Annotated in this window: 18 protein-coding genes and 1 riboswitch; of the genes, 11 read left to right on the forward strand and 7 right to left on the reverse strand. The window is 68.4% G+C overall.

The window, feature by feature from the left end:
• Window positions 1–1,572 (reverse strand): efflux RND transporter permease subunit (locus NON22_RS07240; RefSeq protein ID WP_257386262.1); only part of this gene is annotated, 1,572 nt, incomplete at its 3' end.
• Window positions 1,573–1,753: 181 nt separating this feature from the next.
• Window positions 1,754–2,887, reverse strand: coding sequence for an efflux RND transporter periplasmic adaptor subunit (locus tag NON22_RS07245; RefSeq protein ID WP_257386263.1), 1,134 nt, complete (start codon window positions 2,885–2,887; stop codon window positions 1,754–1,756).
• A 95-nt stretch (window positions 2,888–2,982) separates the two neighbouring features.
• Here NON22_RS07245 and NON22_RS07250 point away from each other — a divergent pair, with 95 nt between their 5' ends.
• The gene (locus NON22_RS07250) at window positions 2,983–3,627 is read left to right on the forward strand and encodes a TetR/AcrR family transcriptional regulator (RefSeq protein WP_257386264.1); all 645 of its coding nucleotides are present in this window, start codon (window positions 2,983–2,985) and stop codon (window positions 3,625–3,627) included.
• Between the two features lie 57 nt (window positions 3,628–3,684).
• Window positions 3,685–3,776: riboswitch (TPP riboswitch) on the forward strand.
• Window positions 3,777–3,829: 53 nt separating this feature from the next.
• Window positions 3,830–5,704, forward strand: a complete 1,875-nt coding sequence (gene thiC, locus NON22_RS07255) for a phosphomethylpyrimidine synthase ThiC (protein WP_257386265.1) — start codon at window positions 3,830–3,832, stop codon at window positions 5,702–5,704.
• A 45-nt stretch (window positions 5,705–5,749) separates the two neighbouring features.
• On the opposite strand, the gene NON22_RS07260 is transcribed toward thiC, so the two are convergent.
• Window positions 5,750–7,333: a choice-of-anchor Q domain-containing protein gene (locus NON22_RS07260; protein ID WP_257386266.1), complete on the reverse strand. Its 1,584-nt coding sequence runs from the start codon at window positions 7,331–7,333 to the stop codon at window positions 5,750–5,752.
• 141 nt (window positions 7,334–7,474) lie between these two features.
• Here NON22_RS07260 and NON22_RS07265 point away from each other — a divergent pair, with 141 nt between their 5' ends.
• Window positions 7,475–8,497 (forward strand): DUF2333 family protein, encoded by a 1,023-nt coding sequence (locus tag NON22_RS07265; RefSeq protein WP_257386267.1) that lies wholly within the window; start codon window positions 7,475–7,477, stop codon window positions 8,495–8,497.
• Window positions 8,498–8,573: 76 nt separating this feature from the next.
• On the opposite strand, the gene ppa is transcribed toward NON22_RS07265, so the two are convergent.
• The gene (ppa, locus tag NON22_RS07270) at window positions 8,574–9,116 is read right to left on the reverse strand and encodes an inorganic diphosphatase (protein WP_257386268.1); all 543 of its coding nucleotides are present in this window, start codon (window positions 9,114–9,116) and stop codon (window positions 8,574–8,576) included.
• Between the two features lie 234 nt (window positions 9,117–9,350).
• Complete coding sequence (locus tag NON22_RS07275) at window positions 9,351–11,384, reverse strand: sodium-translocating pyrophosphatase (protein WP_257386269.1); 2,034 nt, start codon at window positions 11,382–11,384, stop codon at window positions 9,351–9,353.
• Window positions 11,385–11,799: 415 nt separating this feature from the next.
• Between NON22_RS07275 and NON22_RS07280 the strand changes: the two genes are divergently transcribed.
• A complete protein-coding gene (locus NON22_RS07280; protein ID WP_257386270.1) occupies window positions 11,800–12,165 on the forward strand; it encodes a DUF805 domain-containing protein in 366 nt (121 codons plus the stop codon).
• Window positions 12,166–12,207: 42 nt separating this feature from the next.
• On the opposite strand, the gene NON22_RS07285 is transcribed toward NON22_RS07280, so the two are convergent.
• A complete protein-coding gene (locus NON22_RS07285) occupies window positions 12,208–13,470 on the reverse strand; it encodes a 6-phosphofructokinase (protein WP_257386271.1) in 1,263 nt (420 codons plus the stop codon).
• 209 nt (window positions 13,471–13,679) lie between these two features.
• Between NON22_RS07285 and NON22_RS07290 the strand changes: the two genes are divergently transcribed.
• The 6 genes from NON22_RS07290 (at window position 13,680) to NON22_RS07315 (ending at window position 18,253) form a co-directional block, all read left to right on the forward strand.
• Window positions 13,680–14,252, forward strand: a complete 573-nt coding sequence (locus NON22_RS07290) for an adenylate kinase (RefSeq protein WP_257386272.1) — start codon at window positions 13,680–13,682, stop codon at window positions 14,250–14,252.
• Between the two features lie 79 nt (window positions 14,253–14,331).
• Window positions 14,332–14,886, forward strand: a complete 555-nt coding sequence (locus tag NON22_RS07295; RefSeq protein ID WP_257386273.1) for a hypothetical protein — start codon at window positions 14,332–14,334, stop codon at window positions 14,884–14,886.
• A gap of 3 nt (window positions 14,887–14,889) precedes the next feature.
• A complete protein-coding gene (gene mpl / locus NON22_RS07300) occupies window positions 14,890–16,254 on the forward strand; it encodes a UDP-N-acetylmuramate:L-alanyl-gamma-D-glutamyl-meso-diaminopimelate ligase (protein ID WP_257386274.1) in 1,365 nt (454 codons plus the stop codon).
• Between the two features lie 18 nt (window positions 16,255–16,272).
• A complete protein-coding gene (locus NON22_RS07305) occupies window positions 16,273–16,884 on the forward strand; it encodes an LON peptidase substrate-binding domain-containing protein (protein ID WP_257386275.1) in 612 nt (203 codons plus the stop codon).
• An 84-nt stretch (window positions 16,885–16,968) separates the two neighbouring features.
• Window positions 16,969–17,790 carry an SDR family oxidoreductase gene (locus NON22_RS07310; protein WP_257386276.1) on the forward strand — a complete coding sequence of 274 codons (822 nt, stop codon included), beginning with the start codon at window positions 16,969–16,971 and terminating at the stop codon, window positions 17,788–17,790.
• 43 nt (window positions 17,791–17,833) lie between these two features.
• Complete coding sequence (locus NON22_RS07315; RefSeq protein WP_257386277.1) at window positions 17,834–18,253, forward strand: VOC family protein; 420 nt, start codon at window positions 17,834–17,836, stop codon at window positions 18,251–18,253.
• Between the two features lie 98 nt (window positions 18,254–18,351).
• Here the strand turns inward: NON22_RS07315 and NON22_RS07320 are convergent, their stop codons facing one another.
• Complete coding sequence (locus NON22_RS07320) at window positions 18,352–19,473, reverse strand: trans-sulfuration enzyme family protein (protein ID WP_257386278.1); 1,122 nt, start codon at window positions 19,471–19,473, stop codon at window positions 18,352–18,354.
• A gap of 134 nt (window positions 19,474–19,607) precedes the next feature.
• Between NON22_RS07320 and NON22_RS07325 the strand changes: the two genes are divergently transcribed.
• On the forward strand, window positions 19,608–20,578 hold a 971-nt coding region (locus NON22_RS07325), incomplete at its 3' end, for an acetylornithine transaminase (protein ID WP_257386279.1).

Consider the following 20,578-nt stretch of genomic DNA (forward strand, 5'->3'; position numbering starts at 1 on the left):
CCGCGGCAGCAGGCCGATCGCCCGCCGGCGCAGCGAGTCCGCGCGCGCGGCGAACGAGCCCGGCGCCGGCGGAGCGGCCGGCTTGCCGAGATCGGGCAGCAGCTTGTAGCCGAGGTACGGAATGAAGATCACCGCGGCGATCCAGGAAATGATCAGCGCGATCGTGACCACCTGGAAGATCGAGCGCGTGTATTCGCCGGTGCCGGACTTGGCCGTCGCGATCGGCAGGAAGCCTGCGGCGGTGACCAGGGTGCCGGTCAGCATCGGAAATGCCGTCGAGGTATAGGCGAAGGCCGCCGCGCGCACGCGGTCGTATCCTTGCTCCATTTTCACGGCCATCATCTCGACCGCGATGATCGCGTCGTCGACGAGCAGGCCCAGGGCGAGCACGAGCGCGCCGAGTGAGATCTTGTGCAGGTCGATGCCGAAGTAGCGCATCGCCGCGAACGTCATCGCAAGCACCAGCGGAATCGACAGGGCGACGACGAGGCCGGTGCGGAAGCCCAGCGAGAAGAAGCTGACCAGCAGCACGATGATGACGGCCTCGGCCAGCGTGCGCACGAACTCGTTGACCGAACGCTGCACCGCATGCGGCTGGTCGGCGACGCGCGCGAGCTCCAGGCCGGCCGGCAGCGACAGTTCCAGCTGCTTCGTCGCCGCATCCAGGTCGCGGCCGAGCTGGATGATGTCGCCGCCCTTCTTCATGGACACGGCGATACCGAGGCCGTCCTTGCCCATGAAGCGCATGCGCGGCTGCGGCGGGTCGGCATAGCCGCGCTTGACCTCGGCCACGTCGCTGAGGCGGAACAGGCGGCCGTTGGCGCGGATCGCGATGTCGCCGATGGCCTTCTCCGAATCGAACGCACCGGACGTGCGCATGTAGATGCGGTCGGACGCGGTCTCGAAGCTGCCGGCCGGCGTGATCGCGTTCTGCGCTTCGAGCGTGGCCTGTACCTGCGCGAAGCTGACGCCGAGCGTCGCGAGCTTGGCGTTGGATACTTCGATGTAGACCTTTTCGTCCTGCAGGCCGATCAGGTCGACCTTGGCCACGTTAGGCACGCGCAGCAGGGCGAGCTTGATGCGTTCGGCGTAGTCCTTGAGCAGCGCGTAGGAAAAGCCGTCGCCGGTCAGCGCATAGATGTTGCCGAAGGTGTCGCCGAATTCGTCGTTGAAGAACGGTCCCTGCGCGCCGGGTGGCAGAGTGTGGCGGATGTCGCCGACTTTCTTGCGCACCTGGTACCAGAGGTCGGGCACGTAGCGGGAGTCGAGCGAGTCCTTGGCCATCACGATGATCTGCGACTCGCCCGGACGCGCGTAGCTGCGCAGGAATTCCAGGTCCGGCAGTTCCTGCAGCTTCTTCTCGATGCGTTCGGTGATCTGCTCGTTGATCTCCGCGGCCGTCGCGCCGGGCCATGTCGTGTGGATGACCATGGCCTTGAACGTGAACGGCGGATCTTCCGACTGGCCCAGCGAGCGGTAGGACAGGATGCCGATCAGCGCGAGCACCACGATGAAGTAGCGCACGACGGACTGGTTCTTCAGCGCCCACTCGGACAGGTTGAATTGGCTCATTGGCGTGCTTGCGGCGAGTGTCGACGGACGCCGGAGCCGTTCCGGAATCCTCGAGCATTAATCGGACGGGGTCGCGCGGCGATCCTGGGACGTGACCACGAAGAAGGTGCCCGGACCGCCGCTGTGCCGTGGGGAGGGGAGGGAGCGGCAGAGCGGCGATCGGGCGGGGAGTGCGACGCGCTTACAAGGTCAGCGGCTTGTTGCTGTGATCGACCGGATTGACGGCCTGGCCTTCGCGCAGTTTGTGCACGCCGGCTGCGATGATCCAGTCCTGCGTGTCGACGCCGTCCATGAGCACGACACCCTGCTCGCGATAGGCGCTGACCGTGACGGGCTTCAGATGCACCTGGCGGGTCTTGGGATCGAGCACCCAGACCGCCGGCTTGCCGTCCTTTTCATACAGCGCCGCCAGCGGCACGACGTGTGCGGCGTCGCTTTCAGCGCCGGCGAAGAACACGCGCGCGGTCTGGCCGAGCTTGGCCTGGCCCGCGTCCTCGCCGAGCGTGACGCGGACGCGGTAGGTGCGCGTGGTCGCGTCGGCCTCGGGCGCGATCTCGCGCAGTACGCCGGCCAGATGCTTGCCGGACTCGGCCCAGAGCTCGATCGTCGCGGCCTGGTCCTTGTGGTAGTCGGCGATGCGGCTCTCGGGCACGCTGATCTCCACTTCGCGCTCGCCGTCGCGGGCCAGGGTCGCGATGGTCTGGCCCGGTGCGACGACCTGGCCGGCTTCGGCGACGATGGACGTGATGATGCCGTCCTGGTCGGCGCGCAGCTCGCTGTAGCCGGCCTGGTTCTGCGCGACGTTCAGCGCGGCGCGCGCTTCGGTGGCGCGCGCGGTCGCCGCCTTCAGACGGTTGTCGACGGCGTCGAACTGGGTTTCGCTGACGAAATTCTTGCCGCGCAGCGCTTCGTAGCGCGCACGTTCGGAGCGGGCCGTCGCCAGGTCGGCTTCGGCCGCGGCCAGCGAGGCCTGGGCGCTGCTGGCCTGCAGATGGAGATCCTGGGGATCGAGCTCGGCGATCAGGTCGCCGGCCTTGACGTGGGCGCCGACGTCGACGCGGCGCTGGCGGATCTTGCCGCCGACGCGGAAACCCAGGGCGCTTTCATAACGGGCCTTGACGTCACCACTATAGAGGGTGCCTGCTTCGGCGGCGGCCAACTGCGGGCGGGCGACGATAGCCGGACGAATGGGCTCCTGCACTTCGGCGCGCGAATTGCAGCCGGAAACGAGGACGAGCGTGGGCAGGATCAGAACCAGGCCGAGTCCCAGACGGCGCAATCGGTTCGACAGGCTGGGGGCGACGGGGGCGCGCATTGTTACAATCCTCGGAAGAAGATAGCGGACGGGTTTACCTGAACTGCCCGGTACAGTATCATTACTAAACTGCACTGTCTAGTAATTCATTGGCCATGTCATCTGTGATGAAACAGGCTGCTCCAGGGCGGCCCAAAGATCTCGAAAAGCGCGCGGCTATCCTCGAAGCCGGGAAGCGGCTGTTTCCGCGCCAGGGTTTCGACGGCACCAGCATGGACGCGATTGCGGCCGAAGCCGGCGTTTCCAAGTTGACCGTCTACAGCCACTTCACCGACAAGGAAACCTTGTTCAAGTCGGTGATCGAGGCCAAGTGTGAGGAGCAGCTGCCGTCGGCGCTGTTCCTGGCCGACCTGTCGGGGCCGATCCGCGGCCAGCTGCTGACGATCGCCCGCGCGTTCTTCGCTCTGATAACGAGTGAAGAGTCGATTTCCCTTCATCGCATGATGACGTCGCAGGCGCAGCCGACGAAGCTGGCCCAGTTGTTCTGGGAAGCGGGTCCGAAGCGGCTGCAGGCGGCGTTCGAGGCGTTTCTCCAGGCCGAGGTCGATGCCGGCCAGCTCGAGATCCCGCAGGTCTGGCGCGCGACGTCGCAGTTCTTCTGTCTGCTCAAGGGCGAGTTGCACGCACGCATGATGTGCGGCTGCTCCGAGCCGTTCTGCGAGAACGCCGTCGAGGACCACATCAATGCGACGGTCGACCTGTTCCTGCGCGCCTACGCCCCGGACCGCGGCCAGGCTTGAGTTCCGGCGCGGTACCGGCCGCGCTCGCCGTGCGCCCCCGCTTCGTGCTTGAATGCGCGCCTGAAGCGGGGGTGCCCGGTCCGGGCTGAGAGAGTCCCTTCGTACCTGACCCGGGTCATGCCGGCGTAGGAAGCTTCGCTGCGGCGCCGTGGGCGGTGCCGTGCGCCGCCGCTTCGTCCCCCGACCTTTGAGGACGATGCCGATGAATGCGCTGCCTTCTGACCTGGTGCGTCAGACCCAGGAACTCTCCGAACAGGTGACGCGGCCGATTCCCGGTTCGCGCAAGATCCATGTTACCGGCAGCCGCGAAGACCTGCGCGTGCCGCTGCGCGAAATCGCGCTGGCCGACACGCCGCTGGTGTTCGGCGCCGAGAAGAACGCGCCGGTGACGGTCTACGACACCTCCGGACCGTATACCGATCCCGATTACCGCGTCGATCTCAGCGCCGGCCTGCCGCCGCTGCGCGCCGCCTGGATCGCCGAGCGCGGCGACGTCGAGCAGTTGGCCGGCCTGTCGTCGGAGTTCGGCCGCAAGCGCGAGGCCGACCGCCGTCTCGACGCCGTGCGCTTTCCGAACCTGCGCCGGCCGCTGCGCGCGAAGTCCGGCGCCAACGTGACGCAGATGCACTATGCGCGCCGCGGCATCGTCACGCCGGAAATGGAATACATTGCGCTGCGCGAGAACCAGCGCGTCGAAGCGCTCGAGGCGCATCTGCGCGTGCAGCACCCGGGCGAGAGCTTCGGCGCGGCGTTGCCCCGGCTCATCACGCCCGAGTTCGTGCGCGACGAAGTCGCACGCGGCCGCGCGATCATTCCGAACAACATCAACCACCCCGAATCCGAGCCGATGATCATCGGTCGCAACTTCCTGACCAAGATCAACGCCAACATCGGCAATTCCGCGGTGACCTCGTCGATCGCCGAGGAAGTCGAGAAGATGGTCTGGTCGATCCGCTGGGGCGGCGACACGGTCATGGATCTGTCCACTGGCAAGCACATCCACGAGACGCGCGAATGGATTTTGCGCAATTCGCCGGTGCCGATCGGCACGGTGCCGATCTACCAGGCGCTGGAGAAGGTCGACGGCAGGGCCGAGGAGCTGACCTGGGAGATCTTCCGCGACACCCTGATCGAGCAGGCCGAGCAAGGCGTCGACTATTTCACGATCCACGCCGGCGTGCGCCTCGCGCACATTCCGCTGACCGCCAGGCGCGTGACCGGCATCGTCAGCCGCGGCGGCTCGATACTCGCGAAATGGTGCCTGGCCCATCACCGCGAGAATTTCCTCTATGCGCATTTCGAGGAAATCTGCGAAATCATGAACGCCTACGACGTGGCGTTCTCGCTCGGCGACGGCCTGCGTCCCGGCTCCATCGCCGACGCGAACGATGCCGCGCAGTTCGCCGAGCTCGACACCTTGGGCGAGCTCACCCACGTCGCCTGGAAGCACGACGTGCAGACCATGATCGAGGGCCCGGGCCACGTGCCCATGCAGCTGATCAAGGAAAACATGGAGCGCCAGCTGCGCGTCTGCAGCGAAGCGCCGTTCTACACGCTCGGACCGCTGACGACCGACATCGCGCCGGGCTACGACCACATCACGAGCGCGATCGGCGCGGCGATGATCGGCTGGTTCGGCACGGCGATGCTCTGCTATGTGACGCCGAAGGAGCACCTGGGCCTGCCGAACAAGCAGGACGTGCGCGACGGCATCATCGCCTACAAGATCGCCGCGCATGCAGCCGACCTGGCCAAGGGGCATCCGGGCGCGCAGGCGCGCGACAACGCGCTGTCCAAGGCGCGTTTCGAATTCCGCTGGCAGGACCAGTTCAACCTCGGCCTCGATCCGGAAAAAGCGCAGGAATTCCACGACGAGACCCTGCCCAAGGACGCGCACAAGGTCGCCCATTTCTGTTCCATGTGCGGGCCGCATTTCTGCTCGATGAAGATCACACAGGACGTGCGCGATTACGCCGCCGAGAAGGGCGTCAGCGAGACCCAGGCGCTCGAAGCCGGCATGCAGCAGAAGGCGCAGGAGTTCCGCGACGGCGGCGCCCAGCTCTACCGCGAGGCCTGAGCCACGCACAGGCCGGACCGGGCGCAGCGCCCGGTCCGGCAGTGCTCAGAAGCCGGTGCGGAAGATCACGTCCTCGGGCGACTGGCGCTCGGCCGCGCCGAGATCGATGCGGCCGCCGGCGATGCGCGGCAGGCCGCGCTGGTCGGTCGCGGCCAGGCCGCTGCCGGCCGGATCGCCCGCATTGAGTGCCGGGCTTCCGGCTGCCGGCAGCAGACTCAGGGTCAGGCCGCCGTTCATCGCCAGCGCGCCCAGCAGCGGGTCCACGCCGGTGAGGTTGCCGCTGCCGCCGGCCAGGCTCGCGCCGCCGATATTTTTTACCAATGTGTAATTCGACGTGAACGAGCCGGCGAGGTCCGGCGCCGACGGCGCGTTATTGTTCGCCACAATGCTGTTGCGCAAGGTTGCGCCGCTGCCGTCGCGCGCGATGCCGCCGCCGCTCGCGGCGCCGTTGCCGGCGAAGGTGCTTGAGGCGACTGCGAGGCTGGTCCCCGCCGCGCTGTAGACGCCGCCGCCGGTGGCCAATGCGCTGGTGTTGCCGGCGATCGTCGTGTTCACGAGATCCAGCGCGCCGGCGCTCTGGAACGCGATGCCGCCGCCGGCCTGCTGCGCCGTGTTGCCGGCGAGGCTGGCCGCCGTGAGGGTCGTGTTGATGTAGGCCGCGTGGATGCCGCCGCCGGCGAGATCGGCGGTATTGCCGCTGACCTGCACGCGGTCCAGCGTCGCGGCCGCGACCGTCGGCGGCACGTCCGGCGGCAGTGCCGTGATCCACAGCGCGCCGCCCTGGCCCTTCTGGCTGGTGTTGCCGACGAGGCGGGTCGCCGTGATGCTTGCGGTCGCCGTGGCCTTGGAGCCGTCGATGCGCAGGCCGCCGCCGCCGGTGATGCCGACGACGGCCGGCGCCAGGGTGCTCGCGGTGTTGTTGCTGAAGTCGCTCGAGGTGATCGTCACGCCGACGGCGCGCAGGAACGCGCCGCCGCCGCTGCGCGCGGCCGTGTTGCCGGTCGCGACGACCTTGTCGATCACGACCGCGTCGATGTCCTGCGCGCCGAAACCACCGCCGTCGGCGCTCGCGCTGTTGGTCTCGAAGCGCGTGTCGCGAACGGCCAGGGTCGTCGATCCGCTGGGGAACGCATACAGCCCGCCGCCACGCTGGGCCGTGTTGTTGCGGAACACGCAGTTGCTGACCGTCAGGTCGCTGTCGTCGACGAAGATCGCGCCGCCTTCGTCGGCGCTGTTGCCGTCGGTCAGGCTCAGGCCGCTGATCGTCGCCGCGAACACGTTGCCGGGTTCGGTCGGGCCTATGCGGAAAATCCGCGAGGCATTGTTGCCGCTGATGCGCAGCCGCGCCGCGCCGGGGCCGCTGATCGTCACCGCATCGAAGATGTCGATCGCGCCGCTGGTCAACACGACGGTGCCGGTCAGTCCCGCGGTGAATGCGACCGTGTCCGCGCCGGCCGTGCGATTGGCCTGGTCCAGCGCATCGCGCAAACTGCCGGCGCCGCCGTCGGCAGTCGTCGTGACGGTGAATGTGGCGGCGTTCGCGACGGCCGGCAGCAGCGCCGCCGTCGACAGCAGGCGCGCGCAGACACGCCTGGCGCCGCTCGCGCGGCGCGTAATGGTCATGAACATGTTTTCCCCCTCCGGGCCGGCTGGCCCCCCCCGGCGCGGCATCATAGCGGCCGGCCCGCACGTTTCCACCAACGTCGTCGCACTTGATCGCCGCGGCGGCGTGCCCCAAGAATGCAGCTTACCGTCCAAGGAAACGCCGCCATGAGCTCGACCGATCCCCTGATCGCCACGCGCAAGCGCCGGCCCTGGCTCAGCGCGATCGCCGCGCTGGCTCTCGCGCTGGTGCTGCTGGTGCTGGGCCTGATGTGGTGGTGGGACTACGAACCCGCCTCGCTGGACGTGCAGCGCGAAGCCGAGCGGCGCGCCCAGGCCGTGAGCCAGCCCGTCGTCGTCGGCAGCGTGACGACCGCGACCTTGATCGCGACCCTGGAAACCCTGCTCGAAAAGCGCGGCGGCTACCTGAGCAACGACCTGCTGCCGCCCGGCGTGTTCATGGACAACGTGCCGAACTGGGAATTCGGCGTACTCAGCGCCAGCCGCGACCTCAGCCGTTTCCTGCGCAGCGATTTCAGCCGCTCGCAGACGCAGAGCGCCGAGGACAAGGACCTGATGGAAGCCGAGCCGCTGCTGTCCAGCCCGAACGATCGCTGGCTGTTCCCGAGCTCGGAGAGTCAGTACCGCAAGGCCGCCCGGCATCTGGACAGCTATCTCGTACGCCTGGCCGACGCCGACGAGGGCAACGCGCAGTTCTATGCACGCGCCGACAATCTCGTGAACTACCTGCGCGTCGTGTCGAGCCGCCTCGGTTCGCTGTCGCAGCGGTTGTCGGCCAGCGTGGGCCAGGAACGTCTGGACACGGACCTGGCCGGCGACCGCAACGCGCAGCAGTCCACGCCGGGCCACGGCGCGCGCCTCGTGCAGACGCCGTGGACGCAGATCGACGACGTGTTCTACGAATCGCGCGGCTATACCTGGGCGCTGCTGCAGCAGCTGCATGCGATGCAGCGCGATTTCGCCGGCGTGCTGCGCGACAAGAACGCCCAGGTCAGCCTGCAGCAGGTCGTGCGCGAACTCGAGGAAGCGCAGAAGGGGATCGGCAGCCCGGTCGTGCTCAACGGCACCCCGTTCGGCTTCTTCGCCAATCATTCCCTGGTCATGGCCAACTACGTGTCGCGGGCGAACGCGGCGATCATCGACCTGATGTCGCTGCTCGAGCGCGGCTGAGCGCCACGCGCGGAACCGGTCCAAAGAAAAAGCGGACTGAGGCCGCTTTTTCTTTGGCTCGCGATGTTGCGCCGGCTCAGCCCTGGGCCTTGTCGGCCTTGTAGCGCGCGATACCGTCGAGCACGTCCTTCTTGGCGCTTTCGGCGCCTTCCCAGCCGTCGACCTTGACCCACTTGCCCTTCTCGAGATCCTTGTAGTGCTCGAAGAAGTGGCCGATGCGCTCGAGCCAGTGCGCCGACACCTGCTTGATGTCCTCGATGTGGGCGTAGCCGGCGAAGACCTTGGCGATGGGCACGACGACGAGCTTCTCGTCGCTGCCGGCTTCGTCGGTCATGCGCAGCACGCCGACCGGACGGCAGCGGATCACGGCGCCCGGCACCAGCGGCAGCGGCAGGATCACGAGCGCGTCGAGCGGGTCGCCGTCGCCGCCGAGGGTGTTCGGCACGTAGCCGTAGTTGCACGGGTAGCGCATCGGCGTCGACAGCACGCGGTCGACGAAGATCGCGCCGCTGGCCTTGTCGACTTCGTACTTGACCGGTTCCGCGTCCTTGGGAATCTCGATGATGACGTTGATTTCGTTCGGCACGTCTTTGCCGGTAGGAACGAGGTCCAGACCCATTGCAGTTTCCAGGATGAGGCCCCGGACGGGGCCGAAGGCCGCGAAGGATACGGCAAAATCCTGTTGCGACGCACCAATGCGGCGGGTCGCGGGGCGTGGATCGGCGGCGACGGGAGCGCCCGGCGAGGCGGTCCGGCTGCGGCGCGATGCGGAATCCCGGAGCGGAGCCCGTCCGGGATCCGGAGGGCAGGGTCCCGGCGGCCTGCGCCGCCGGGACCGTCGACCGCGTAGCGGTCAGGTCAGCAGGGGGACCAGCAGCAACGCCACGATGTTGATGATCTTGATCAGCGGATTGACGGCCGGGCCGGCCGTGTCCTTGTACGGATCGCCGACGGTGTCGCCGGTCACCGCGGCCTTGTGCGCGTCGGAGCCCTTGCCGCCGTGGTGGCCGTCCTCGATGTATTTCTTCGCGTTGTCCCAGGCGCCGCCGCCGGTGGTCATCGAGATCGCGACGAACAGGCCGGTCACGATGGTGCCGATCAGCAGACCGCCCAGCGCCTGCGGGCCGAGCAGAAAGGCAACGGCCACCGGCACGGCGACCGGCAGCAGCGACGGAATCATCATTTCCTTGATCGCGGCCTTGGTCAGCATGTCGACCGCACGCGAATAGTCGGGCTTGGCCGTGCCTTCCATGATGCCGGCGATCTCGCGGAACTGGCGGCGGACTTCCTCGACCACCGAGCTCGCGGAACGGCCCACGGCCTCCATCGCCATCGCGCCGAACAGGTACGGGATCAGGCCTCCGAGGAACAGGCCGATGATGACCATGTGGTTGGACAGGTCGAACGTCGCGACCTTGCCCGCGGCTTCGAGGTTGTGGGTGTAGTCGGCGAACAGCACGAGCGCGGCGAGGCCGGCCGAACCGATCGCATATCCTTTGGTCACGGCCTTGGTCGTGTTGCCGACGGCGTCGAGCGGATCGGTCACGGCGCGTACTTCCGGCGGCAGCTCGCTCATCTCGGCGATGCCGCCGGCGTTGTCGGTGATCGGGCCGTAGGCGTCGAGCGCGACGATCATGCCGGTCATCGACAGCATCGAGGTGGCCGCGATCGCGATGCCGTAGAGACCGCCGAGGGTATAGGCGCCCCAGATCGACGCGCAGACCGCGATGACGGGCCAGGCGCAGGACTTCATCGAGATGCCGATGCCCGCAATGATGTTGGTCGCATGGCCGGTGGTCGAAGCCTTGGCCACGTGGCGCACCGGCGCGTATTCGGTCGCCGTGTAGTATTCAGTGATGACGACCATGGCCGCCGTCAGCGCGAGGCCGATCAGCGCGCAGCCGTAGATCTTCAGCGGGCCGGCGACGGCAGTCGCCATGAACGCCGTCGTGATCGGATAGAAGGCGATCGCCGCGAGCACGCCCGAGACGATGACGCCTGCATACAGCGCGTTCATGATCTTCGCGCCTGGCTTGGTCTTGACGAAGAACGTGCCGATGATCGACGCGATGATGGACACGCCGCCGAGCAGCAGCGGATAGATCGCCGCATTCGCCGCGTCGATGCCGATCTTGGAGGCCATGATGCCGCCGAGCAGCATGGTCGCGATCACGGTGACCGCGTAGGTCTCGAACAGGTCGGCGGCCATGCCGGCGCAGTCGCCGACGTTGTCGCCGACGTTGTCGGCGATGACGGCCGGATTGCGCGGATCGTCCTCGGGAATGCCCGCTTCGACCTTGCCGACGAGGTCGGCGCCTACGTCGGCGCCCTTGGTGAAGATGCCGCCGCCCAGGCGCGCGAAGATCGAGATCAGCGAGGAACCGAACGCCAGCCCGACCAGCGCATGCAGCGCGTCGTTGACGCTGTAGCCGAGCTTCAGCAGCACGGCGTAGTAGCCGGCGACGCCGAGCAGACCGAGGCCGACCACGAGCATGCCGGTGATAGCGCCGCCGCGGAACGCGACGTCGAGCGCGGCGGCGAGACCGCTGCGCGCGGCTTCGGCGGTGCGCACGTTCGCGCGCACGGAGATGTTCATGCCGATGTAGCCGGCGAGGCCGGACAGCACCGCGCCGAGCGCGAAGCCGATCGCGGTCGACCAGTGCAGCGCGAAGCCCATGATGACGAACAGCACGACACCGACCACGCTTATGGTCGTGTATTGCCGGTTCAGATAAGCGCGTGCCCCCTGCTGGATCGCCGCAGCGATTTCCTGCATGCGTTCGTTTCCGGCCGGCTTGGCCAGGATCCAGCTGATCGACCAGCCGCCGTAGGCGACGGCCAGCAACGCACACGCCAGGGCAATCCACAAACCGTACTGTTGCAGCATCGAACCCTCCCGTCCAAACCATGCACCGAAGTACCCGAGCGGGCCGGCAGGCGGGTGGACGGATCCGGACGACCGTTGCCTCCGCGGTCCCGGCAAACGGGATCGCGGCTTCCGGACACGCACTCACCCCGTTCGACCACCCGTCCCCCGGGCCGGCGAACCTGACGGCACACTCAAGCGGAAGTACAGCAGACCTACGCCCCGAGTATAGCCACGGATCGGAATCGGTTTTTTTGCGCTGCAATAGGGCTGCAGCTGTTTTGCGCCGGCTGCCGTCGAGCCCGCAACGGCGTTACTGTTCGCTGCCGCACTCGCAGCGCGTTTGCTGCGTTGATCCTGCTGCTCGGGGCTTGCGGGCGCGGCGGGTCCGCCCGGCGAACCGTTCGCCCGGCGCGTTCAATCAGCGGAGGTTTTCATGAACTGGGGACAGTTGCTGTTTTCGTTCGACGGCCGCGTGGGTCGCGGCGTGTACTGGGGCTTTACCGTTGCCGTGATCGTGCTGTTCTGTCTGCTGGCCGGCATCACGGTCATGACGACGACGGTCGATCCGAACAATCCGCAGGCCGGCGGCGGCTTCGCGACCATCCTGATGGGCATCGCGGGTCTGCTCGTGATCTGGCCTTCGCTCGCGATCCAGGCCAAGCGCTGGCACGACGTCGACAAGTCGGCCTGGTGGATCCTGATCGCGTTCGTGCCGTTCGTCGGCGGCCTGATCGCGCTGGTGTTCAACGGCTTCATCCCGGGCACGCCGGGACCGAACCGCTACGGCAATCCCGCCTGATGCCTCGCCGCGCAGCCGCCGCCGGCGGCTGCGCGGCAGCGCTCACTTGTCGGCGATCTGGTATTCCGGCAGCTTCTTCGCGACCAGCACCTTCTTGAGTCGCGCGTACTTGGGCAGGCCGTTCTTCGCGTACGGCGGATACGCCTCGCCGCGGATCAGCGGCTCGAGATAGCGGCGTGCCGCCTCGGTAATGCCGTAGCCGTCCTTGCGGATGTAGCTCTTCGGCAGCTTCTTCTCATGGTTGGCGACCTTCGCCAGCGGCGCGGCTTCGATCTTCCAGCGGTACGGCGCATCCGAGGTGCGCCTGATCACCGGCATTGTCGCGTTCTTGCCGGCCAGCGCGAGCTCCACGGCAGCCTTGCCGACCGCGGTCGCGTGCTCGAAGTCGGTCTGCGAGGCGATGTGCCGCGCGGAGCGCTGCAGGTAGTCCGGCAGCGCCCAATGGTACTTGTAGCCGAGCTTGTTCTTGACCAGCTGCGCGAGCACCGGCGCGAGGCCGCCGAGCTGGCTGTGGCCGAACGCGTCGCGCGTGCCGGCTTCGGCGAGGAATTCGCCGGCGGCGTTCTTGAGGCCTTCGGATGCGATCACCGTGCAGTAGCCGACGCGCTCGACCGTGGCCTTGACCTTGGCCAGGAAGGTTTCTTCGTCGAAGGTGACTTCCGGGAACAGGATCAGGTGCGGCGGCTCGTCCGGCGTGCCGGCGGCAAGGCCCGCGGCCGCGGCGATCCAGCCGGCGTGGCGTCCCATGACTTCCATGATGAAGACTTTGGTCGAAGACTCGGCCATGGACTCGACGTCGAAGCCGGCCTCGAGGATGGACAGCGCCGTGTACTTGGCGACCGAGCCGAAGCCCGGACAGCAGTCGGTCACGGCCAGATCGTTGTCGACGGTCTTGGGCACGCCGATGCAGGTCAGCGGATAGCCGAGCGCCTGGGCGATCTGCGAGACCTTGTGCGAAGTGTCGGCCGAATCGTTGCCGCCGTTGTAGAGGAAATAGCGGATGTCGTGCGCGCGCAGCACCTCGATCAGGCGCTCGTACTGCGCGCGGCTCTGTTCCAGCGATTTCAGCTTGAAGCGGCAGGAGCCGAACGCGCCGCCGGGGGTGTGGCGTAATGCCGCAATCGCTGCGGCGCTTTCCTTGCGCGTGTCGATGAGTTCCTCGCGCAGCACGCCGATGATGCCGTTGCGTCCGGCCAGCACGGGCACGCCGTTGGCGCGGGCCGTCTCGATGACGGCGGCCGCCGTGGCGTTGATGACGGCGGTGACGCCGCCGGACTGGGCATACAGCAGCTTGCCTTGAGGCATGTACGGACTCCTTGACGGCCACGGCGGTGGCCCGGTTGGCGGGGTTGGAAAAGGCGGTCGCCCCCCGACGTCGCGGCCGCAACGCAGCTGGGGCGCGGCGTCCGGGCGCGTCCGGCGCGGTTTGACTAACCGGGTGGCGCCCGCTAGCGTTCACGCCAGAGTCTAACCTAGGCCCGGTCTGCCGCGGCCTCTCCAGGAATCATCCATCCATGCGTATCGTGCTACTCGGGGCGCCCGGTTCGGGCAAGGGCACCCAGGCGGGACTGTTGAAGGCGGAACTCAACATTCCGCACATTTCCACCGGCGATCTGCTGCGCGCGGCGGTCAAGGCCGGTACGCCGCTGGGACTCAAGGCGAAGGCGGTCATGGATGCGGGCCAGCTCGTGTCCGACGAGATCGTGCTCGGCATGCTCGAAGAACGCCTGTCCCAGCCCGATGCGCGCGCCGGCTTCATCCTCGACGGCTATCCGCGCAACCTCGCCCAGTGCGAGGCGCTCCAGAAACTGCTGGACCGTCTCGGCCAGCCCGTCGACGTCGCGCTGCAGCTCGTGGTGCCGAACGAACTCATCGTCGAGCGCCTGGCCGGCCGCGCCGCGGCCGAGAACCGCAAGGACGACACGCCCGAGACCGTGCGCGAGCGTCTGCGCGTTTACGCCGAGCAGACCGCACCGGTCGCCGGCTACTACGAACGACAGGGCCGTCTGAGCGTGCTCGACGGTGTCGGCGAAATGCGCGAAGTGCAGCAGCGCATCCTCTCCGCGCTGCCGCGGCGCGCGGCTTGATCCGTTCCACGCGGCGCCTGCGCGGCGCCGCACCGCGGTCGCGAACCGCATCGTATCGGCACGTTTTCCGGATGCGGCAATGCTTTCGCTGCTCGTAACCCTGCGCGACATCCTGGTGCTGCGGCGCGGACCGCAGGACATGCCGTATTCGCCGGTTCTGCTGGCCATCGCGGCTCTGGCCAGCCTGTTCGTTTCGCAGTGGGCCACCACCGTGCTGCTGCCGCAGCGACAGGACCAGCTGCTCAGTGTCGCCGCGGCGCTGGCCCTGCATCTGGGTCTGCTCTACCTGCTGCTCAACGCGCTGCAGAGGCAGGCGCGCTTTGTGCAGACGGCGGCCGCGAGCCTCAGCGTCGACGTCGTATTCACCGCGGCGATGCTGCCGGCGCTGATGGTGGTGCAGCCGCTGTTCTCGCGCAGCGGCGCGCCGCCGCCGCCCGAAGCGCTCACCGGCGGCGCGTTCCTCGCCTCGCTGCTGCTGATCGGTCTGGCCGTCTGGCGTATCGTCGTCGACGCGCACATCCTGCGGCAGACCCTGGAAATCCGCCTGATGCCGGCGCTGCTCATCAACATGGCCCTGCTGTTCGCCGGCCAGATCGTGCTCAGTGCGCTGTTCGGCGGCGCCGAAGGGAACTGATTCATGCGTCTGCACATACTCGGCATCTGCGGCACCTTCATGGGCGGCGTCGCGGCGCTCGCGCGCGAGTTCGGCCACGAGGTCGAAGGGTCCGACCAGAACGTCTATCCGCCGATGAGCACCCAGCTCGAGCAGCTCGGCATCAACCTGAAGTCGGGCTACGCCGCCGCGCACCTGCAGCCGGCGCCTGACCGCGTCGTCGTCGGCAACGCGCTGTCGCGCGGCAATCCGGCCGTGGAATATTTTCTCGACGCGGGACTCGACTACGTCTCGGGTCCTCAGTGGCTCGGCGAGCAGGTGCTGCGCGGACGCGAGGTGCTGGCCGTGGCCGGCACGCACGGCAAGACCACGACGACTGCGATGCTGGCCTGGATACTCGACGCCTGCGGGCGTGCGCCGGGTTTCCTCGTCGGCGGCGTGCCGCAGAACTTCGACGTGTCGGCGCGCCTGGGCCGCGGCGCCGAATTCGTCATCGAGGCCGACGAGTACGACACGGCCTTCTTCGACAAGCGCTCGAAGTTCGTCCACTACCGCCCGCGCGTCGCGGTGCTGAACAACCTCGAATACGACCACGCCGACATCTTTTCCGACGTCGCGGCGATCCAGCGCCAGTTCCATCACCTCGTGCGTACCGTGCCCGGCAACGGCCGGCTCATCGTCAACGCCGAGGACGCGAAACTCGCCGCCGTGCTCGAACAGGGCTGCTGGACCCCGGTCACGCGCTTCGGTCTGGACAGCGGCGACTGGCAGGCGCGTCTCGTCGAGGCCGACGGCTCGGTGTTCCGCGTGCTCGCCGGCGGCGTCGATCGCGGCGAGGTGCGCTGGGAGATCATCGGCCGGCACAACGTCATGAACGCGCTCGCGGCGCTGGCAGCGGCCGACGCGGTCGGCGTCGACATCGCCGCGGCGATCGCGGCGCTGGCCGGTTTCCGCAGTGCGCGGCGCCGGCTCGAGCGCATCGCCGATATCGGCGGCATCCGGGTCTACGATGATTTCGCGCACCATCCGTCGGCGATCGCGACGACGTTGGCCGGCCTGCGCGCGCGCGTCGGCGCGGCGCGGATTCTCGTCGGTCTCGAGCCGCGGTCCAATTCCATGCGCCAGGGCGCGCATGCCCAGGAACTCGCGCCGTCGCTGCGCGACGCCGACGCCGTGCTGCTGCTGCAGCGTCCGTCGCTGCCCTGGGATGCGGCACGCGTGACCGACGCGCTGGCCGGGCGCGGCACGACCGCGGCGACGGTCGACGAATTGCTGATCGCGCTGCGCCGGCAGGCGCGGCCCGGCGACCATGTCGTGTTCATGTCCAACGGCGGTTTCGACGATGCGCCGCGGCGCTTCGCCGCGCTGCTGGCCGACGCGCCGGGCTGAGCGCGGACGCGCCGGCGCTTGGCCTACACTGCCCCGGTGACGACGCAGGACGACATCCCGCTGTTCCCGCTCGGCGTTGTGCTGTTCCCGGGCGGCCTGCTGTCGCTGCGCATCTTCGAGCCGCGCTACCTCGACCTCGTGCGCGAATGCAGCCGCAACGGCGGCGGATTCGGCGTCTGCCTGATCCTCGCCGGCCGCGAGGTCGGCGAGCCGGCGACGCCGGCCGCCGTCGGCACCTTGGCGCACATCGAAGACTTCTACGCGTTGCCCGACGGCCTGCTCGGCATACGCGCGCGCGGCAGCCGCCGTTTCCGCGTGACGACGACGCGGGTACGCGACAACGGCCTGGTCCACGGCAACGTGGACTGGTGGCCCGACGAGCCCGCCATCGTGCTGCCGCCCGAATACGCACTGCTCGCGGTAATCCTCGAGCGGCTGCTGGAACAGGTCGGCGGCGAGCACGCGCAGGCGCAACGGCATTGCCTCGACGATGCGAGCTGGGTCGGCTTCCGGCTCGCCGAGCTGCTGCCGGTCAGTCCGGCCGAGCGCCAGCACTGGCTGCAGCTGACCGATCCGCTGCAGCGGCTGGACGGACTCATGCGCTGCGTGCCGCGCTTCCAGGCCGACTGATCCGCCGCGCCGTCTTGCGGCTCTTGCCCGATCCGGGCGAGTCGCGGATGCTGACCGGCCCCTGGTTCGCGACTGGAAAAATCCATGAGTCACCTCAAAAGCCGCACCCTGTTCATCACGGGCGCCTCGCGCGGCATCGGCCTGGCCATCGCCAAGCGCGCCGCGCGCGACGGCGCCAACATCGTGATCGCGGCGAAATCCAGCGTCGCCAATCCCAAGCTGCCCGGCACCATCTTCAGCGCCGCCGAGGAAATCGAGGCCGCCGGCGGCAAGGCGCTGCCGCTCAAGGTCGACGTGCGCGAGGAAACCGAAGTGCAGGCCGCCGTGGCGCAGGCCGTCGAGCGCTTCGGCGGCATCGACATCCTCGTCAACAACGCGAGCGCAATCTGGCTGGCCGGCCTGTCCGGCACGCCGATGAAGCGCTACGACCTCATGCACCAGGTCAACGTGCGCGGCAGCTACCTGTGCACGCAGGCTTGCCTGCCGCATCTGCGCAAATCGCTGAACCCGCACGTGCTGATGCTGGCGCCGCCGATCAATCTCGCGAGCAAATGGTTCCAGCACCACACGGCTTACACCATGTCGAAGTACGGCATGAGCATGGCGGCGTTCGGTCTCGCCGCGGAGCTGGCCAAGGACGGGATCGCCGTCAACGCGCTGTGGCCGCGTACGGTCATCGACACGGCAGCGCTGGCGATGCTCGGCGGCATGGCGCGCCCCGAGAACTGTCGCAAGCCAGAGATCATGGCCGACGCGGCGCATTGGGTGCTGACCCAGCCGGCGCGCCAGCTCAGCGGCCAGTTCCTGCTCGACGAGGAAGTGCTCAAGCGCGCCGGCGTCAAGGATTTCACGCCCTACGCCGTGAGCCCGGGCAAGACGCTGCTGCCGGACTTGTTCCTGGACTGAACCGCCGCCATAGAGCCGTCCTTCCATTCCACAGGAGCACGCCGTGCGCTATCTCCATGCCATGGTCCGCGTGCGCGACCTCGAGTCGAGCCTGCGCTTCTTCCGCGATGCGCTCGGCCTGATCGAGACGCGGCGCAAGGACTATCCCCAGGGCCGCTTCACCTTGGTCTATCTCGGCGCGCCGGACAATCCCGAGATGGAAGTCGAACTGACGTACAACTATGACGACGAGGATTACGGCGGCGCGCGCAACTTCGGCCATCTCGCGTTCGGAGTCGACGACATCTACGCCGTCTGCGAGCGGCTGCAGCGGCACGGTGTGACGATCAATCGCCCGCCGCGCGACGGGCGCATGGCCTTCGTGCGTTCGCCCGACCAGATCTCGATCGAGCTGCTGCAGAACGGCGAAGCCCTGCCGCCGCGCGAGCCCTGGCTGTCGATGCCGAACGTCGGCGCGTGGTGACGCTGCGGCACGCGACCGCGCGGCTGCGCTGCAGACAGGCCAGAGGACGCGTCGAGGCGCAGCGGCGATCGTGCCGGACCGCCGCAGCGCGGCGCGCATCAGAAATCCAGTGCCTGCGCGAGATCGGCAATCAGGTCGTCCGCGTGCTCCAGGCCTACCGAAAGACGCAGCAGATCCTGCGGCGAGGTCGGGTTGGCGCCTTCGACCGATGCGCGGTGTTCGATCAAGGTCTCGCAGCCGCCGAGGCTGGTCGCGTTGTGAATCAGCTGCAGGCGGCCGGCTGTGGTCAGTGCGGCGTCGCGGCCGCCGTTGACGCGAAAGCTCAGCATCGCGCCGAAATCGCACATTTGGCGCGCGGCGACTGCATGGCCGGCGTGCGTGGTCAGCCCCGGATAATTCACGGCGGCGACGCGCGTATGCGCGGCCAGGAACTCGGCGATACGCCGGGCGTTCGCGCAATGCCACTGCATGCGCGCCGGCAGCGAGCGCAGGCCGCGCAACGTCAGCCAGGCATTGAACGGCGCTAGCACGCCGCCGGTCACGTGGCGGCGATGGGCGACCTGTTCGTAGCCCGTGTCGCGCCGGGCAAATACCAGCGCACCGCCCATGACGTCGCTGTGGCCGCCGAAATACTTGGTCGTCGAATGCATGACCACGTCGGCGCCTAAGGTCAGCGGCTGCTGCAGCGCCGGCGTCGCGAAGGTGTTGTCGCAGAACAGGCGCGCGCCGTAGGCCCGCGCAAGCGCCGCGATCGCGGCGATGTCGGCGACCTGCAGCTGCGGGTTCGACGGGGTTTCGAGCCAGACCGCGCCGGCGCCGGCGTCGAGCGCCGCGGAGACGGCGGCGGTATCGCTCATGTCCAGCCGGTGCGCCCGGATCCCGCTGCGCGGCAGGAATTCGTCGGCGAGCACGCGCAGCCCGGTATAGCAGTCGGCCGGCAGCAGCACGGTCGTGCCGGCCGGCAGGCTTTCGAGCAGCGCCGTCATCGCGGCCATGCCCGAACCGAACGCGAGCGCCGCGGCGCCCTGTTCGAGCGCGGCCAGCGCGGTTTCCAGGCGTTCCTGGGTCGGATTGCCTTCGCGCACGTATTCGAAGCCGGCACGGCGCTCGCCGGCCGGACCGTGGCGGAACGTCGTCGCGAGATGGATCGGCGGCGCGATCGCGCCGGTTTCGGCGTCGGGTTCGCCGCCGGCATGGACGGCCAGGGTTTCGAAGCGCATGGCGGGACTCCTGCGAGAGCGATCCGCGAGTGTGCGCAGCCGCCGCCGAAAACTCAAAGCCGGCGCGGAAAGTCGCATCGCGGCGCGGCGCCGGCCTACGCATAATGGCGCTTCCTTCTTCGCCAGGTGCCGCCGTGAGTGCCACGCCCGCTTCCGATTCCGCCGCGCTGCTCGCGCGCGCCGACCGTTACTACGTGCCGGTCTACCGGCCGCGCCGCATCGTGCTCGACCGCGGCCAGGGCTCGCGCGTCTGGGACAGCGACGGACGCGACTACATCGATTTCGGCGCCGGCATCGCGGTCAATTCGCTGGGGCATGCGGATCCGGAGCTGATCGCTGCGCTGCAGGCCCAGGCGGCCAAGCTCTGGCATACCAGCAACGTCTTCGTCAGCGAACCGCCGCTGCGCCTAGCCGAGGAGCTCGTGGCCGCGTCGGCATTCGCCGAGCGCGTCTATCTCTGCAATTCCGGCACCGAGGCCAACGAGGCGGCCATCAAGCTCGTGCGCAAATGGGCCGCGACCGCTGGACGTCCGCCCGAGCGCCGCGTGATCCTGACCTTCCACGGCTCGTTCCACGGCCGCACCCTGGCCGCCGTCACGGCCACGGCGCAGCCGAAATATCAGCAGGGCTACGAGCCGCTGCCCGGCGGCTTCCGCTATTGCGACTACAACGATCTGGCCTCGGTCGAAGCCGCGATGGCCGCCGGCGATGTCGCCGCGGTGCTGGTCGAGCCCGTGCAGGGCGAGGGCGGCGTGGTGCCCGCGGCCGAGGGATTCCTCGCGGGGCTGCGCGCGCTCTGCGACCGCCACGACGCGTTGCTGGTCTACGACGAGATCCAGTGCGGCATGGGCCGAAGCGGCAAGCTCTGGGCCTGGCAGAACGACGGCGTCGCGCCCGACATGCTCTGCATCGCCAAGGCGCTCGGCGCGGGTTTTCCGATCGGCGCGATGCTGGTCGGCGCGCGAGCGGCGGAGACGTGGCAGTTCGGCGCGCACGGCACGACCTTCGGCGGCAATCCGCTCGCCGCGGCCGTCGCGCGTGTCGCGCTGCGCCGCCTGGCCGAGCCGGCGCTGCTGGCCAATGTCGCGCGTCAGGCGGCCGCGCT

It is taken from the genome of Tahibacter caeni (genome assembly GCF_024609805.1).
GTDB lineage: Bacteria > Pseudomonadota > Gammaproteobacteria > Xanthomonadales > Rhodanobacteraceae > Tahibacter > Tahibacter caeni.